Here is a 16,203-nt window from a genome sequence, read left to right on the forward strand (position 1 = left end):
CGGACATGCATCCCTCGGCCTATGACCTGAAATCTTTTTACAACTCTGCGCGCGGGCGGATCGTCCGGCGGATTTTGCGCGCGCGCGTGGCGGATTTCTGGCCCGACACCGATACGAAAGCGTTGCGTGTTCTTGGCGTGGGGTATGCGGTTCCTTATCTGGCGTCCTATATGGACAAGGCCGAGCGGGTTGTGTGCGTCATGCCTTCGGGGCAGGGGGCGCATGGCTGGCCTTCGGACGGGGAAAACCTTGTCTGTCTGTCCGATGAAACGGCGCTTCCTTTCGAAACGAATTCGGTGGATCGCATCCTGATGGTGCATTCTCTGGAATTTTCGGGGTTTTTGACGCCGGAATTTGAAGAGCTTTGGCGGGTGCTCAAGAGCAACGGCCGTCTTTTGATGATCGTGCCCAACCGGATGGGGATGTGGGCGCGCGCCGACTGGAGCCCTTTCGGGCAGGGAACGCCTTTTTCGGCGCGGCAGGTGGAACTTTTCCTGCGGGAGAATTTATTTGTGCACGAGCGCACCGAAAAAGCGCTCTTTGTGCCGCCGTTTCGGCGCGACTTTTTTTTGCGGGCGGCGGGATATTTCGAGGAAATCGGGCGCATGCTTTTTCCCGCGATGGGCGGGGTTCATTTTGTGGAAGCCTCCAAGCAGCTTTATGCCGGAACCGGGCAGACGCAGCGTTCTTTGGCGCTTAAAAGGATCCGCAAAAGCGGGCTGGAAGTGCCGGAAGCCGCGCGGCGGGAGAAACTATAAAGACTCCAGCGGGTTTTCCGGGTCGATGCCGTCCATGAAGAGTTTTTTGCGCGCGACATGAGTGGTCTGGTAGACAAGCCCGATCCAGTTTCCCACGCAGGAGCGCGCGCTGTCGGACCATGTGTTGTCGAGCAGTTTGGTGATTTCTTTTTCCGGGAATTCGCCTGCCGGGTTTTTCCGGAAATTTGTGGCTATTTCCTTCACGTCTTTGGAGAAATAATGGGCCGGGAAAGGCGGGTAATTGCTGCGCTTTCCTTCCAGATGCAAAAGGATCTCGCGTTTATATTCCTTGAGAAGGCTCATAATGTCGTATTCGGGGTGGCCCTGAAAGCAAATCAGGCGAAAGCCGTCTTTGCTCGTGGCCATGTGCACGCCGGCCTCTTCGCTCCGGATCAGGATTTTCATGCCGGCTTTTTTAAATTGCTCCGGGGTAATGGCGTTCCAGCGGGAATGGGGGACATGGAACCGGGTGTTCATGCCCCGGACGACCGGATGCGTCCTGTCGACGACGCGGTGCTCGTACACGCCCCATTTTTTTTCAGGCAGCGGTTGTCGGCGCTGGCCGTACTGGAATTCCATGACCGCATGGGTGGCCAGGCACGAACACAGCGTGGAGGTGACATGGGCGCGGGCCCACTCCAAAACGCCCTGGAGAGGCTTCCAGAAAGCCTCGTCCGCCAGGTTGGGGTTGGTGACGTTCGCGCCCGTGACGATCAGGGCGTCCAGCCCGTCTTCTTTGATTTTTTCGAAACGTTCGTAATATTGGTCTATATGGGCCGTTGCTTTCTTCCCGCGCTTTAATTCGGGCAGGGTGAAGGGATGGATGTATATCTGCGCGACGCGGGAGCTTTCGTTCACCAGCCGGAAGAACTGGCGTTCGGTGGCTTCCAGCGCGGCGTCTGGCATCATGTTCAAAAAGCCGATATGAAGCTCCCTGATTTCCTGTGTGAGCGCGCGCTCGGGGCTGAGGATCTGCCGCCCTTCCGAAAGGAGGCGCTTATAGGTCGGCAATCCGGTATGGGCGACAAGCGGCATTTATTGATTTCCCTGTTTACTCACAGTACAAAGATGTCCTTTATATTATTTGTTATACCGTTTCGCGAAAGTCAGGTCTATGTCAGAAAAACCTTATAATTCCCCGCAGCTTGATAAAATCCGCCGGCAGATTGATGCGCTGGATGAACGTATTCACGATGCGCTTATGGAACGGGCGGAGCTGGTTTTGAAGGTTGGGGAGGAAAAGCGGAAAAATAATATCCAGATTGTCCAGCCCGCGCGGGAGGCGCGGATGATCCGGCGTCTGCTGGGGCGGCATCACGGGGCGCTGCCTGAAATGGCGGTGGTGCGGATCTGGCGTGAACTGGTGGGGGCGGTGTCTTTGCTGCAGACGGGGCTGAAGGTGGCTGTGGTGGCGCCGGAAGGCTATCCCGAATACTGGGATCTGGCGAAGGACTATTTCGGGAGCTGCCTGCCGATGCAGAAAATTCTCTCTTCCTCTTCCGCCATCGGGGCGGTCCGGGAGGGACGGGTTACGTTTGCGGTTTTGCCGTGGCCGGACAATCAGGACCCGAATCCCTGGTGGTCTTATCTGGGGGAGGACGGCGGGGAAAGGTTGCAGATTATCGTGCGCCTGCCGCACGGGGATGACCCGGATTCTGCGGGGCCGGACCAAAAGGCTCTGGTGGTGTCCAAATCGGGGTTTGATTCTTCCGGCGATGAAGATACGCCGGATCGGGACCGTTCGTTTCTCCTGATCGAGTGCGGCGCGGAGGTCAGCCGGGCGAAAATTGTGGGGGCGGTGGAAAAAACAGGCATGGCGGCGCTAAGTCTGGCCTCGAAACCTGCGGCGGATTCCGATGAAAGGCGTCTGCATTTGTTGGAGGTGAACCGGTATATGGGCGATGGGTCTCAAGACAGGATAAAAGAGTTTAAAGCGGCGCTGGAAGATGAATCCGCCAAAATTGTTTGCGTCGGGGGGTATCCCACGCCGCCTGTCTATTCAAAAACGGTCCCGGCCAAAGAAAGCGCGGTGAAATGACGCCGGACATCAAACCCAAAGCCGGCATTCTGGATATTGCGCCCTATGTCGGCGGCGAAAGCAAGGCGCATGGCGCGGCGCGCGTTGTGAAGCTTTCCTCGAATGAAGGGGCGCTGGGGCCGTCTCCTCTGGCGGTGGAGGCGCTTCAAAAAGCGGCGCTGGACAAGCACCGGTATCCGGACGGCTCCTGCGCGGATTTGCGGGCGGCGCTGGCGCGCAAACACGGTATTCCGGTGGAGCATATCGTTTGCGGCGCGGGCTCGGACGAAATCATTTCCCTGCTGTGTCAGGCGTATGTCGGCGCAGGCGACGAGGTTCTTTATAGCGAGCACGGATTCCTGATGTATGCGATCAACGCGCAGGCGGCGGGGGCCGTGCCTGTGTGCGCGCCGGAAAAGGGGCTCAAGGCCGATATGGATGCTTTACTCGGTAAGGTGAGCGAAAAAACGAAAATCGTTTTTCTGGCCAACCCGAACAATCCCACGGGAAGTTATTTGACCAGAGACGAGGTGCGGCGCTTGCGGGAAGGCTTGCCGAAGGATGTGCTGCTGGTTCTGGATTGCGCCTATGCGGAATATGTGGATGCACCGGATTACAGCGCGGGGCATGAACTGGTGGAAGCGTTCGGCAATGTCGTGGTGACGCGCACCTTTTCGAAGTTGTACGGCATGGGCGGTCTGCGGCTGGGCTGGGGGCATTGCCCGCCGGAGATCGCGGATGTTTTGAACCGGGTGCGCGGGCCTTTCAATGTCAGCAGCGTTGCGCAGGCGGCCGGTCTGGCCGCTCTGGCGGACGAGGATTTCGTGCAAAAATCGATCGCGCATAACACGCGCTGGCGCGGCTGGCTGGCGGAAAAGCTTTCGGGGCTGGGCCTGCATGTTTACCCCAGCGCGGCCAATTTCATATTGGTGGATTTCGGGGACGTCGGCAGGGCGGAAGAATGCCGTCTTTTCTTAAAAGACCGCGGTATTCTTGTCCGGCAGGTGGAGCGTTATAAACTGCCGGCGTGCCTGCGCATTTCCATCGGGACGGGGGAAGAGATGGCGCTTGTGTTTGAGGGGGTCAAGGACTTTATCCGGGCATCCCATTCCGGATGAGGTAGGAAAAGAGGAAGATTTTTTATGTTTAAACAAGTGACCATTATCGGGTTTGGCCTGATCGGCTCTTCTCTGGCGCGGGCCATTCGCAAGCACGCCCTCGCGGACAGGATTATCTGCGCCGATAAATCGAGGCAGGTGTGCGAGACGGTGCAGCGTCTTGGGCTGGCGGACGAGGTGTCTACCGATCTCGCCCGGAGCGTGAAGGGCAGCGATCTTGTTGTTTTGTGCGTTCCCGTAGGGGTGATGGCGGCGGTGGGGGACAAGATCGGACCGGCGCTGGATTCCGGCGCGATCGTCACGGATGTCGGTTCTGTGAAAAAGGATGTGATAAAGGCGCTGCAACCGCGCTTGCCCGCGAAGGTTCATTTAATCCCGGCGCACCCGATCGCGGGGACGGAGCAATCCGGCCCTGAAAACGGTTTTGCGGAACTGTTCGAGAACCGCTGGTGCATCCTGACGCCGCTGGCCCATACGGATGTGCGCCAGCTCGAAAAACTCACCAGGCTTTGGGAGGCCTGCGGGTCCGATATCGAGATTATGGATGCGGACCACCACGATCTGGTTTTGGGGATTACGTCCCACCTGCCGCATTTGATTGCCTACACCATTGTGGGAACGGCCACGGATCTGGAAGAGGATATCAAAGGGGAAGTGATTAAATTTTCGGCCTCCGGCTTTCGCGATTTTACCCGCATTGCCGCGTCCGATCCGGTCATGTGGCGGGATGTGTTCCTGAACAATCGCGATGCGGTGCTGGAAATCCTGCAGCGCTTCACCGAAGATCTCTCGGCGGCGCAAAAGGCGATCCGCAAGGGCGATGGGGAGTATCTCTACGAGACTTTCAAAAAGACGCGGGAGATAAGGCGGGCTATTGTGGAAGCGGGGCAGGCGGATTACCGCTACCCTGAGTTTCCTTCTGGTTCTTCCGGGGCCAGGCAATCTTCGGCAGGCGTACCGCCTGCACCGGACCTGCGGAAAGGGTCCGGTTCCTGACCTGAACCGTTAAAGAGACGCTTTGCCGCCCCGTTTGCGGGTCCGTTTCGGACAGGCCGTTCAGGAGCGCTTTGGACGCCATGGCGGGAAAGGGGGCCATGGCGTCTTGCGCCACAAGCAGGTCGATAAAATCGGAATAGCCCTGCAGGGCGGCCTGCGCCTCAAAGGCGGGCTGCAGGTCTTCGTCCAGCGAAAGCTGCCCGTACCCTGCGGCGCTCATGGTTTCGCGCGTCAGGGTGAAAGAGGGCACGTCAATAAGGCCGCCTTTTTGCTGCCAGTCCAGAAGGTCTTCCGCGTAGGTGCTTTCGGGCAGGGCGTTTGGAATGCGAATGACGGCGTTAAAAAAATCCAGCGCCAGTCCGGCCGGAATCCCTTTTCCGGCGATGGCGAGCCCTTCGGGGAAAACGGCGTTTAAGGCCCGGCCCGGCAGGGGATATCCCCGGACATGAAACATTGGAAAGGTGACAAGCACATCCTTGTAACGCACGCCGTGGGTATAGGAGATTTCGGGCACAAAGGGAAAGCCTGTGACTTTGGGCTTTGCACCTAAAAACAGGAGATCCTTTTCCGGCGCCTGCGCGTAAACGGAGTCGATTTCCTGCGTGAAGCGTTGCCATGAATAAAGCCACAGCCCCGCATATAACGCGCCGGCAAGCGCGAGGAAAGCGGTCAAAAGGGAGAGGCTGCCTTTCATTTTACGCATGGTTTGTTTTACTCATGGTTTATAAAGCGGGATTTCTTTCTCTGGCCTCGTTCATCAGGCGCAGGGAATTCAGTTCCAGACGGTCTTCAAGGGCTTTCATGACTTTCTTTTCCGGCAGGCCGGGTTCGATGGCGGGCAGGAATTCCAGCACGACGCGGCCCGGTTTTTTCAGGAAGCTGTTTTTTTCCCAGAACAGGCCGGTATTCAGCGCCATGGGAATAATGGGCAGCTTTGTCGCGTTATACATTTTGATAATGCCGCCTTTGTAAGGTTTTTCCTCTGTGGTGGCGTGCGGATGCACGCGCGTGCCCTGCGGAAAAATGACAATGGGGCGGCCCTGGTCCTTTACGCGAAGCGCACCTTTGATAATGGACACCATGGCGCCTTCCTTGTCCGAGCGGTCGATGGCGATGGGGTCGAGTTTGCCCAGGAACCATCCCCAGAACGGGATGTGTAAAAGCTCCTGTTTCAGGATGATGGAAGGGTCGTCGAACAGGCAGTGCAGTTTCAGGGTTTCGTAGGCGGACTGGTGTTTGGCGGCGACGATGTAAGCGCCGCTTTCGGGGAGGTTTTCGCGTCCGCGGATTTCACAGGACAGTCCCAGGATGAGTTCTTCCAGCAGGCTTACAATCCGGACATACAGCCGGGTTATAAAAAGCGTGACGGCTCTGGGCAGCAAAAGGCAAGGCAGAACGGCGATGCAAAGGCACAGCGAAAAAGAGTAAAAAACGATATTGAACAGGAGGGACCTCAGCCAGATTATCATGGGTCAGCCTCCAGCGATGTGCGGCGCAGGCGCAGCCATGTCAGGATTGTTTTGTTATATTCCCCGAAAATGAGTTTCCAGAATTTCGCGTTGCGCACGGAAATATCGTCGGAACGGATGGGGTGGGGCAGGATGGTCAGGTCGGGCAGCCCTTTTCCAAATTCCAGAAGCGAGCGGGACATATGGTAATCGGAGGTCACAAGGCGGATGGACTGGATACCGTTTTTTTCGATCCAGTCTTTTGTTTCGCGGGCGTTTTCTTCCGTATTTTGGGCTTCATGCCCCAGCGTGATGCAGCAGGGCGCTTTGTGCGGCCCGTCTTTCCACATTTTTAAAATATCCTGCGTGCTTGTTTTGGGGTTGACCCCGGAGATAAAGAGCTTGTCCGATTGCCCGGCTTCGAGAAGGTCCAGGCCGGTCTTGACACGGTTTTCCCCGCCGGTCAGGACGATGATGGCTTCGACAGGTTCGGCGGAAGGTTCGGGCTTCATGGTCCGGACATCGAGCGCAAACCATAAAAATCCGATCCCCCAAAGGACAAAAAGGGTAAATGTCGCGGCGGCTGAAAAAGAAACAATTCTGTGTATCATTATCATCGGGGCTCTTTTTACGGCATTTGTGCCAGAGTGCGCAAGAGTGTCCTTCTGGCGGTCAGCATGGCAAGGAAGGCGACAAGGGCCGGAATCAGGGCAAGCTCCGTTTTCTGGAGGAGGCTGAGGGAAAATTCGGGCAGTAAAGACGCTTGTGTTTCGACCGAAAACCAGCCGATCAGCAGCAGGAGAATACCTCCGGCCGCCGCGCCGGCCAGGGCGCCCTGAAAGGCGAGGATAAGGATATGGCGCTGGATTTGTCTTGAAATATAGGAATCGCTGGCGCCCATCAGGTGCAGGAGTTCCAGCGCGTCCTTGTGGACGGCCGTTTGGGAGCGCACGCCCCCCGCAACGGCGGCGATCGTCGTGGCCCCGATGATAAGCGTGAGAGCCATGGCGGCAAATTGCAGGGCGCCGGTAAATTGCAGGACGTCTTTCAGCCAGCTTTCATGGGTGTCGATGCGGGCGGCCCCGTTGATTTTCTGCAGGCGCTCTTGCAGGGCGTCCAGATCCACCTCCGCGCCTTCCTGCAAATGCACGGAAATCAGGCCGGGGAGGGGGATATTGCCCATGGCGAGGTCCTTGCCCAGCCACGGGGAGAGAAGATCGCGAATCTCCGCGTCACTCATGATTTCGACGCCGGAAACGGCCGGATGGGTTTCAAAGATTTGGGCGGCTTTTTGCGTCATGTCTTTGACTTTTTCGGCGTCCATGATCTGTCCGTTTGAATCCTCTGCCGGGATTTCGACGCTCAGGCGGCCTTCCAGCCCGGAAGACCAGCGCTGCGTCATTTCGGACAGGACGAAAGAGGCGCTGAGGCCCAAAACGGCGAGCAGGGTCATGAGCGCAATCAAAAGCCTCAGGAATCCGGAGCCTTCGCCGCCTTCCAAAGGCAGGTCGTAGCGTCTGCGTGTGCGGGCCATGCCCAAAGAGCGCTCGCGCCGGAAAATTTTTCTTGTCAAAACACACCTTCCAGTTTGCTGCGGAGCCAGTTTTTCTTTTCCTCGACGACGAGGCTTCCCTGGTCGAGGATAAGCCGCGGATGGCCGAATTTCTCCATTATCTTCAGGTTGTGGGTGGCTATCACGACGGTTGTGCCCATGCGGTTAAGCTGGTCGAAAAGGGTCATCAGGCGAAAACCGATTTCGTCATCGAGGTTTCCGGTGGGCTCGTCGGCGAGCAAAAGGCGCGGGCGGGTAATGACGGCGCGGGCGATAGCGATGCGCTGCTGCTGTCCGCCGGACATGGTGCTCGGCAAGGCGTGCTTGTGTTCCCCCAGCCCGACCCATTCCATCAGTTCGTTGACGTTGCTCCGGATTTCTTTTTCCGATTTTCCGGCAATGCGCAGCGGCAGGGCCACATTGTCGAAGGCCGACATATGGTTGAGAAGCCGGAAATTCTGGAAAACCACCCCGATCCGGCGGCGCAGCGCCGCCATCTGTGTCCGGTCCAGCGTCCCGGTATTCTGGCCGAACATGGTGATAAGGCCCCGCGTGGGCTTTTGCCCCAGATACATCAGGGACAGCAGGGATGTTTTTCCCGCGCCGCTGGGGCCTGTCAGGAAATGGAAAGAGCCGGGTTCCAGCGTAAAGTTGATATCGCTCAGGATCTCCGGCCCCACCCCATATCGCAATCCCGTATGTTCAAATTTAATCAAGTGTTTACGCCTTACTTCTCATATCTTGACTGATCTTCTTCCGGGTTGCCGTGGTTCAAAATCTGCTGGAGCGCCTGCGCCCGTGTATAGGGATTGTCGATTTTCCGGGCGGTCTTGTACGCCTCTTCCAGCCTGCCCCGGTCCGCAAAGATTTTGGAGGTAATCCGGTAGGCCTTGTTCCGGAAGGAGACGGTTTCGATTTCCGAGATAGAGGCCATGGCGGCGTCATAATCCCCCCGTTCGGCCTGTATTTCTGCGCTTTCGCCAAAGGCTTTGTGGCGCAGGGCGTCGTTTTCCATGGCGCGGGCCGTCAGGGTGGCGCCCTTGTCGTCCCCGGCGAGGGCCTGGGCCATGGCGATATAGGTCCAGGCGATTCCCTGTGAGGGCGCGTGGTCTATCTTTTTGGCTTCGATCGCGAGTTTCTCAAACAGCGGGGCGTATTCCTCTTTGGGCCATTTGCTGTCTGCGGCGGCGAAGCCGATCCCGCGAATGGTCATGGCTTTGGTGTCCGGGTTCTGGATTTTCGCGATCAGGGCGATAGCGTCATCGGGGCGGCCTTCATAACAATAGGTTTTGGCGAGTTCGCGGTAGGTCTTGTCTTGCCACGATGTTTTTTCTATTTTGGGTGTCAGCGTTTCGATTTCCCTCATCAGGCAGGGTTTGTCTGCGACGGCGCATGGCGGGGTCTCCTGCGCCTGCGCAGGGAGGCTGAGGGGGGGGCTGAGGAAGGCGGACATGAAAATAACGAGTGCGACTGGAACCGGCATTGTTTTTATCCTTGTGAACGGGTCTTTATACATACAGGATAGAAGACGAATTAAAAAGAAAATGAACTTTACCATAAATGATTCTTGATTGTCCCAAATGTTCGATGCGTTACCTCGTTCTGGATTCTGCCGTGGGGGCGGACGGGCGGAGGGTGCGCTGCGCGGCGTGCCGGCATGAATGGTTTCAGGCTCCGCCGGAAGGCGACGGGCTGCCGGAAGAGAATTTCAAGGATGTTTTGGAAAAGGAACGGGCGGCGGAGCCTATTCCGGAGTCCGTCAAACCTGTGCCGGAGGGCTCGAATGTGCCGGCGCTGCCCGGCGATGCGGGGGCGGCTTCCATTCCTCCGGGGGCGAAGCTGGCGGGCTACGGCGCCGCGGCGGCTGTTTTTGCGGGGGTTCTTCTTTTGCTTGTGGCGTTCAAGGCGCCGGTATCAAAGGCCTGGCCGCCGTCCGCGCTTTTTTATGAGCTGGCGGGAACGCCTGTGAGCGTTGCGGGGGAAGGGCTGATTATTGATCGTTTGTCTGCGGAGAGCGTGCCTGATCCCGGCGGGTTGCAAACGCTCAAGGTAAAAGGGAGCGTCATCAATCTGAAAGACGGCCGTGTGGATGTGCCGGGCCTCATGGCGACTCTTCGGCGCGAGGACGGCAGTGTGGGGGAAAGCTGGGTTATCCGGCCGCCCTATGACGCGCTGGAGGGGGAGCAAAGCTTCAATTTCGAGACCGAATATACCGGCGTTCCCGAAGACATGGTGTCTGTGAATTTAAGTTTTTCGGCCTTTCCGCCCAAAAAGGCGGAAAAGAAACATGCGCCGGCGGAAGAAGCGGAAGAAGGGGGTGCGCACCATCCGCAGGATGAAGATATGGACAAGGCAACCGCGCACCACGAGCCGCATCATTAGAAACATGAAAGGGCTTTTTACGCATAAGACCAAGCGGGAGGAGGTTATAAAATTTTTCCTGCTGCTGGCCGTTTTTCTGGCGTATTTTGCTTATTTGAGCTGGGAATATGATCTGGCCACGGGCGGGATCGTGGCCGGGTTAAGCTGGAGTTTTTTTGTCTTATGCACGCCGGTGGCGGATGCCGGTTTTTTGCTGGATTTTCCTGTGCGCCTGATTACCGGCATCCGGATGGTATTTTTGGAAATCGGTGTCTGGGCGATTGCCGTTTTGTTGAATGTGCTGGGGCTGGAGTTTTGGGAGGAGGAATACGGGAAGACGTTTTTAACGTCCCTGCTCCATAAAATACTGGTAACCCCCTGGCCTTACTGGTGCATTGTCGTTCTTTGCTGTATCGGCACGTTTGTGTCGATCCGTTTCGGCGACGAATTGCTGGATGTGGCTACGCATAAGGAACGTGCGCTTTATCATGCGCACGGCTTTAAATACCGTTTAACGGCGCTGGCGGCGTTTTTTGCGCTGATTTTTACGGCGTATTATTTTCTGCTGAATTCTTTGGGGATCGAGGTTCCGTCCTCTGGTTAGTCCCATGCCGGCACGATATCCTGATCGATGATCTCTTCGACGCTTTGACGTTTGCGGACAATTTTGAAAGAGCCGTCTTTGGCCATGACCTCTGCCGGCAGGCCGCGCGTATTGTAGTTGGAGGCCATGGACATGCCGTAGGCGCCGGCCGATTTGACAACCGCCAGGTCTCCCGCCTTCATTTCGGGCAGGTCCCGCGCGGTGGCGAAGGTATCGCCGGTTTCGCAGACCGGGCCGACGACATCGTAGGTTTTGGGTGCGGCCTGCCGGTTCGCGACAGGCTCTATGCCGTGCCAGGCTTCATATAAAGTCGGGCGGATCAGGTCGTTCATGGCGGCGTCGACAATCAGGAAGGTCCGGTCGTCCGTTTCCTTCACATACAGGACTTCGGTGAGGAGGACGCCTGCGTTCCCGACGAGGTAACGGCCCGGCTCCATGATGATTTCGGTGTCCAGCGGGACGATAATATCGTTTACCCAGCTTGCATAGGCATCCAGATCGAGGAGGGTTTCGTCCTTGTAAACAATGGGAAATCCGCCGCCGATATCCAGTCGTGTGACGCTGTGGCCCTTGCGGCGTAACGCCTGCACCACGCCGGGCAGTTTTTCGAAAGCGGTTTTAAACGCTTCGACCTGCGAGATTTGGGAGCCGATATGCATGTGCAGCCCCACGGGCGCGACATGGGGCATGGCTTCGGCGGCGGCGTAAATCTCGTCGATGCGGTCGATGCCGATGCCGAATTTATCGCGTTTGCGTCCGGTGGAGATTTTATGGTGTCCGCCGGCGGCGACATTGGGGTTGATCCGCAGCGCGACAGGGGCGGGAGTTTGAAGGTTCATTTGTGCCGCGACGCTGTTGATGGCTTCCAGTTCGGGCAGGGATTCGACATTGAACTGGTGGATGCCCGCTTTCAGGTAGGCGGCGATTTCGCTTTTTTGTTTTCCCACGCCGGTGGAGACGATTTTTTGCGGGTTGAATCCGGCGCGCAGTCCTCTTTGAAGCTCTCCGAGCGAGACGATTTCCATCCCGCTGCCCAGAGCCCGCAGGCGGTCCAGAAGCGCGAGATTGCTGTTGGCCTTGCAGGCGTAGCAGATCAAAGGCTGGCGGCCGGCGGGCAGGGCCTTTTCCATCGCGCCTTTCAGGGCGTTGAACTGCGTTTCGATCACGGCGGCAGAGTAGACATAGGTCGGCGTTCCCGCCTGTGCCGCAATTTTATTTAGCGGGACGTCGTCGGCGCATAAAAGGCCGTCTTTTTCTTCGAATCCGTTCATTGTGTGTCTTCTATGGCTTTATGGCTTTGTCGGGGCGGGGTAAGTGCGGGGATACACGTTTTCCTTCAGGTCCGTATCTGCGGGCGGGTCGACCTGTCCCGGCTTGACCCCGCAGGCGCCGGCAGGCAGTGTCAGCAGGGCGGTTATCAGGAGGCTGTATATCCGTTTCCGGTTCATAATATCCATTAGAAACCATGGCTTCTGGCCCAAGGCAAGGATTTTCAGGTAAACTGTAAGAGATGAACGCTAAAATTTTCATAGGCCTGACGGGGTTTTGTATTTTTGCGGCCTGCGTGGCGGCGGGGCATTACTGGCCGGCCCGCCGGATGCCGGAAACGCCGCCCGTATCGGCGGAAGGCGGGGCCGGTTCGCAGGATATTGATTCTTCGTCTGTGGCGGTTCCCGAGACGTTGAAGCATTTTGCCGGGCGGTTCCATGCCGTGCGTGCGGCGCCCCGCTCCTTGCCGCCTGTGCCGAAACTGTATTTCACGGGGCCGGAGGGGCAAAAGCGCAGCCTGAGGGAGTTCAAAGGCCGCTATACGCTGCTGAATATCTGGGTTTCATGGTGCGGTCCCTGCGTGATAGAGCTTCCGTCCCTGGAAGAGCTTAAGAAACATTATGAGGGAAAAAATCTGGAGGTCGTGGCGATTTCCGTGGACAGCCGCAGGACCATCAGTGTTTTGAAGGAATTTCTAAAAACAAGAGGGATTGACGATTTCGCCTTGAATCGCGATTCCCGGGGGGAAATTCAGGCGCATTTTTCTCCCAGGGGCATCCCGATCTCTTATCTTCTGGGGCCGGACGGACGGCTTCTTTATACGTTTGAAGGGGATACAAACTGGGTTTCACCTTCTGCGCTTGCTTTTTTTGACGATTTGCTGGATTAGATCGCAAAATTCAGGGATAGTTTTTTAATCTTTTCAAAGGCATAATACGGGGATGGTAAAGTATTCGGACGAAGAAAATTCTTTTAAAAAACTGACGCAGTCGCAGCTGGATGCGATGGTGGATCTCCACGCCCGCTTTCTGGAAGGGCGGCTGGGCGGCAGCCGCGCGACCCTTAAGAATACCGATCTTTCCGGGCTTTCTTTTGCGGGCCGGGATATGCGGCAGGTTGATTTTACGGGCTGCATCATGCGCTGCATGGACCTGTCGAAGGCCAATTTTTCCGAGGCGACTCTCTACGCCTGTGACTTGTCCGATTCGAATCTGGCGGATTGCAATTTTACGCGGGCGGATTTGCGCGGTGCGCGGATCGAAAGCGCGAATCTGGAAGGGGCGAATCTGGACAAGGCGGATTTGCGGGCCGGGGGCTTTGAGAGTAACGGACTTTACGATACCGCCCGGCATGTGAATTTCCGCGGCGCAAATTTAAGCGGGGCCAAGCTCAGGGGCTCCATGGCGTCCAAGGCCGATTTTTCGGACGCGATCATGTCGGGGATCAATATGTCGGATGCCGATCTGCGCGGCGCCAGGCTGGATGGGGCCGATATGTCCGGCGCGGAAATCGCGGGCGTGAAATTCGAAGGCGCCAATATGAAAGCCACGATCATGACCGGTGTTGATATGTCCGGGATCAGTGAGCTGGATTGCGATGTTTCCCAGGCCATTACGGACCAGAATATCGGGACTTCCATCAAGGATCTGGATGAACCGCTTCCCAAGAAAATCCAGTCGCACAGGAACTGGGTTGCGTCTGTGGGGAAAGAGGGCGCGCAGCTTGATTTGAGCGGTTACGACATGCGCCCGCTCGATACGCTTAAAAATGAAAAACTGACGGCGATTCGCGCGGTGAAAGCGCGTTTTTTCGGCATGAATCTGTACAGGGTCGAGATGCAAAGCGCGAATTTGAACGAAGCGGATTTCCGGCGCTGTGACATGGAAGAGGCGGACCTTCGGGGTTCCTCCTTCAAGGGAGCGCGGTTTAACCATGCGAATTTAAGGGGGGCGAATTTTGAACCTCTGATGTTCGGCGGCGGGGAGGGAACCACCCGCTTTAGCCCCTGCAATTTTGAAGGGGCTTTCCTGACCTACGCCAATCTGCCGGGCGCCAGGCTGCGTATGGCGAATTTCAGAAATGCGGATCTTTCCTTTGCGAATTTAACCGGGGCGGATTTGCGCGATGCCGATTTCACAGGGGCGAATATGGAAGGGGTCGTATTGGACGAAGCCAATACGGAAGGCGCGATCCTTGAAACCGGCAAGCCCGTGTTTCAGCTAAAAGCGGACGAGTGATCCCATGTGGTCGTCACGTCACGACAATCTACAGTTTTTCCGTTAATTCCGGCACGGCTTCGAACAGATCGGCGACAAGGCCGTAATCGGCGACACCGAAAATCGGGGCTTCTTCATCCTTGTTGATGGCGACAATGGTCTTGGAGCCTTTCATGCCGGCCAGATGCTGGATGGCCCCGGAAATGCCGATGGCGATGTAAAGGTCCGGCGCGACGACTTTGCCGGTTTGCCCGACCTGATAGTCGTTGGGGACATAGCCCGCATCCACGGCGGCGCGGGAGGCGCCCACGGCGGCGCCGAGTTTGTCGGCCAGAGCCTCGATCAGGGCGAAATTTTCTTTGGAGCCGACTCCCCGTCCTCCGGAAACCACGATACTGGCCGCCGTGAGTTCCGGTCGGTCCGACTGGGACAGCTCCGCGCTGACGAAACCTGAAAGGCCGGACTCTCCTGCGCCGGAAATCTCTTCAACAGGGGCGCTGCCGCCTTCGGACGCTGCGGGCTCGAAAGCCGTGGCCCGCACGGTGATGACTTTTATTGCGTCCGAGGATTTTACGGTGGCGATGGCGTTTCCGGCATAGACGGGGCGTTCGAACGTATCGGCGTCGATCACGGCCGTAATGTCGGAGATTTGCTGGCTGTCCAGAAGGGCGGCGGCGCGCGGCATCACGTTTTTGCCGAAGGTTCCGGCGGCGCTGAGAATATGGGTGTAGTTTTTGGCCAGCCCGGCGATAACGGGCGCGACATTCTCGGCGAGCTTGTGCGCGAGTTCCGGCGCATCCGCTTTCAGGACTTTCGTGACGCCTGCGATACTGGCGGCCTGCCGGGCTACGCTGTCGCAGCCCGCGCCGGCGACGAGCACGTGGATCTCTCCGCCCAGCTTTGCGGCGGCGCCGACGGTGTTCAGGGTGGCGGGTTTGATGTTCTTGTTATCGTGTCCGGCGAGGATAAGAACGGGCATTTGTTTTTCTCCTAATCTGATAATGCGTCATTGCGAGCGACCAACGGGAGCGCGGCAATCCAGTATTGTATGGATTGCCTCGTCGTTTTACGCCTCACAATGACGGTACGGGGGTTCATATGACCTTTGCTTCGTTTTTCAGTTTATCAATCAGTTCGTCGATATCGGCGACCTTGCCGCCGCCCTGACGCGTCGGCGGCTCTGCGACTTTTACAATCTGCAGGCGGGGGGTGAAGTCCACGCCGAGTTCTTCGGGCGTTACGGTCTCCAGCGGTTTTTTCTTGGCTTTCATGATGTTGGGCAAAGAGGCGTAGCGCGGTTCGTTCAGGCGTAAATCGGTGGTGACGATGGCCGGGAGTTTGATCGAGAGCGTTTCCAGCCCGCCGTCAATTTCCCGCGTGACTTTGGCGCTGCCGTCTGACAGGTCGAGGGCGGAGGCGAACGTGCCTTGCGCCCATCCCAAAAGGGCGGCCAGCATTTGCCCCGTCTGGTTGGAATCGTCGTCGATGGATTGCTTGCCCATGATGATCAGGTCGGGGTTTTCTTTTTCCACCAGCGCTTTGAGGGCCTTGGCGACCGCCAGCGGTTCCACGCCGCCCAGATCGGTCGGGGCGTCCGTTTGCACGAGGATGCCGCGGTCCGCGCCGATAGCCATGGCGGTGCGCAGGGTTTCCTGCGCCTTGTCCGGGCCGATCGTGACGGCGACGATTTCCCCCGCTTTTCCGGCTTCTTTCAGCCGGGTGGCTTCTTCGATGGCGATTTCGTCGAAGGGGTTCATCGACATTTTGACATTGCTCAGCTCGACGCCGCTTTCGTCCGCCTTCACACGGATTTTTACGTTGTAATCGACCACCCGTTTGACGGGGACAAGAATTTTCATGATTG

At 57.4% G+C, this 16,203-nt stretch carries 18 protein-coding genes; 8 read left to right on the forward strand and 10 right to left on the reverse strand.

Annotation, left to right across the window (positions count from 1 at the left end):
• The first annotated feature begins 5 nt into the window (after positions 1 to 5).
• Complete coding sequence (locus H6853_06295; protein USO03144.1) at positions 6 to 758, forward strand: methyltransferase domain-containing protein; 753 nt, start codon at positions 6 to 8, stop codon at positions 756 to 758.
• Here the strand turns inward: H6853_06295 and H6853_06300 are convergent.
• The gene (locus tag H6853_06300) at positions 753 to 1,793 is read right to left on the reverse strand and encodes a homoserine O-succinyltransferase (protein USO03145.1); all 1,041 of its coding nucleotides are present in this window, start codon (positions 1,791 to 1,793) and stop codon (positions 753 to 755) included. The two genes, H6853_06295 and H6853_06300, sit on opposite strands and share 6 nt — an antisense overlap.
• A 79-nt stretch (positions 1,794 to 1,872) precedes the next feature.
• Here H6853_06300 and H6853_06305 point away from each other — a divergent pair, with 79 nt between their 5' ends.
• The 3 genes from H6853_06305 to H6853_06315 are packed head-to-tail and all read left to right on the forward strand — an operon-like array spanning position 1,873 to position 4,889.
• Positions 1,873 to 2,796, forward strand: coding sequence for a chorismate mutase (locus H6853_06305; GenBank protein ID USO03146.1), 924 nt, complete (start codon positions 1,873 to 1,875; stop codon positions 2,794 to 2,796).
• Positions 2,793 to 3,893, forward strand: a complete 1,101-nt coding sequence (locus H6853_06310; GenBank protein USO03147.1) for a histidinol-phosphate transaminase — start codon at positions 2,793 to 2,795, stop codon at positions 3,891 to 3,893. Before H6853_06305 ends, H6853_06310 begins: the two co-directional genes overlap by 4 nt.
• A 24-nt stretch (positions 3,894 to 3,917) precedes the next feature.
• Positions 3,918 to 4,889 carry a prephenate/arogenate dehydrogenase family protein gene (locus H6853_06315; GenBank protein ID USO03148.1) on the forward strand — a complete coding sequence of 324 codons (972 nt, stop codon included), beginning with the start codon at positions 3,918 to 3,920 and terminating at the stop codon, positions 4,887 to 4,889.
• Between the two features lie 722 nt (positions 4,890 to 5,611).
• Here H6853_06315 and H6853_06320 read toward each other — a convergent pair.
• From H6853_06320 to H6853_06340, 5 genes are read right to left on the reverse strand one after another with little or no spacing between them, the layout of a single operon-like run.
• The gene (locus H6853_06320; GenBank protein ID USO03149.1) at positions 5,612 to 6,358 is read right to left on the reverse strand and encodes a 1-acyl-sn-glycerol-3-phosphate acyltransferase; all 747 of its coding nucleotides are present in this window, start codon (positions 6,356 to 6,358) and stop codon (positions 5,612 to 5,614) included.
• Positions 6,355 to 6,948: a YdcF family protein gene (locus H6853_06325; protein USO03150.1), complete on the reverse strand. Its 594-nt coding sequence runs from the start codon at positions 6,946 to 6,948 to the stop codon at positions 6,355 to 6,357. Before H6853_06325 ends, H6853_06320 begins: the two co-directional genes overlap by 4 nt.
• Before the next feature lie 17 nt (positions 6,949 to 6,965).
• Entirely contained in the window at positions 6,966 to 7,871 is a 906-nt protein-coding gene (locus H6853_06330; GenBank protein ID USO04626.1) for a permease, read from the reverse strand.
• A 35-nt stretch (positions 7,872 to 7,906) separates the two neighbouring features.
• On the reverse strand, positions 7,907 to 8,605 hold the full coding sequence (gene ftsE, locus H6853_06335) for a cell division ATP-binding protein FtsE (GenBank protein USO03151.1): 699 nt from the start codon (positions 8,603 to 8,605) through the stop codon (positions 7,907 to 7,909).
• 11 nt (positions 8,606 to 8,616) lie between these two features.
• Positions 8,617 to 9,372: a hypothetical protein gene (locus H6853_06340; protein ID USO03152.1), complete on the reverse strand. Its 756-nt coding sequence runs from the start codon at positions 9,370 to 9,372 to the stop codon at positions 8,617 to 8,619.
• Between the two features lie 77 nt (positions 9,373 to 9,449).
• On the opposite strand from H6853_06340, the gene H6853_06345 reads away from it, so the two are divergent.
• A complete protein-coding gene (locus H6853_06345; protein USO03153.1) occupies positions 9,450 to 10,271 on the forward strand; it encodes a zinc-ribbon domain-containing protein in 822 nt (273 codons plus the stop codon).
• A gap of 4 nt (positions 10,272 to 10,275) precedes the next feature.
• On the forward strand, positions 10,276 to 10,854 hold the full coding sequence (locus H6853_06350) for a hypothetical protein (GenBank protein USO03154.1): 579 nt from the start codon (positions 10,276 to 10,278) through the stop codon (positions 10,852 to 10,854).
• Here H6853_06350 and lysA read toward each other — a convergent pair.
• Complete coding sequence (lysA, locus tag H6853_06355) at positions 10,851 to 12,125, reverse strand: diaminopimelate decarboxylase (GenBank protein ID USO03155.1); 1,275 nt, start codon at positions 12,123 to 12,125, stop codon at positions 10,851 to 10,853. The genes H6853_06350 and lysA overlap by 4 nt on opposite strands.
• Before the next feature lie 18 nt (positions 12,126 to 12,143).
• Complete coding sequence (locus tag H6853_06360) at positions 12,144 to 12,302, reverse strand: hypothetical protein (protein ID USO03156.1); 159 nt, start codon at positions 12,300 to 12,302, stop codon at positions 12,144 to 12,146.
• Positions 12,303 to 12,364: 62 nt separating this feature from the next.
• Here H6853_06360 and H6853_06365 point away from each other — a divergent pair, with 62 nt between their 5' ends.
• Complete coding sequence (locus H6853_06365) at positions 12,365 to 13,012, forward strand: TlpA family protein disulfide reductase (protein USO03157.1); 648 nt, start codon at positions 12,365 to 12,367, stop codon at positions 13,010 to 13,012.
• A gap of 91 nt (positions 13,013 to 13,103) precedes the next feature.
• Positions 13,104 to 14,360 (forward strand): pentapeptide repeat-containing protein, encoded by a 1,257-nt coding sequence (locus H6853_06370; GenBank protein USO04627.1) that lies wholly within the window; start codon positions 13,104 to 13,106, stop codon positions 14,358 to 14,360.
• Positions 14,361 to 14,388: 28 nt separating this feature from the next.
• Here H6853_06370 and H6853_06375 read toward each other — a convergent pair whose 3' ends face one another.
• Together H6853_06375 and H6853_06380 are read right to left on the reverse strand one after the other, a co-directional pair.
• A complete protein-coding gene (locus H6853_06375; protein USO03158.1) occupies positions 14,389 to 15,318 on the reverse strand; it encodes an electron transfer flavoprotein subunit alpha/FixB family protein in 930 nt (309 codons plus the stop codon).
• Positions 15,319 to 15,433: 115 nt separating this feature from the next.
• On the reverse strand, positions 15,434 to 16,198 hold the full coding sequence (locus H6853_06380; protein ID USO03159.1) for an electron transfer flavoprotein subunit beta/FixA family protein: 765 nt from the start codon (positions 16,196 to 16,198) through the stop codon (positions 15,434 to 15,436).
• Positions 16,199 to 16,203 lie beyond the last annotated feature (5 nt).

The sequence above is a fragment of the Rhodospirillales bacterium genome (assembly GCA_023898765.1).
GTDB lineage: Bacteria > Pseudomonadota > Alphaproteobacteria > Micavibrionales > Micavibrionaceae.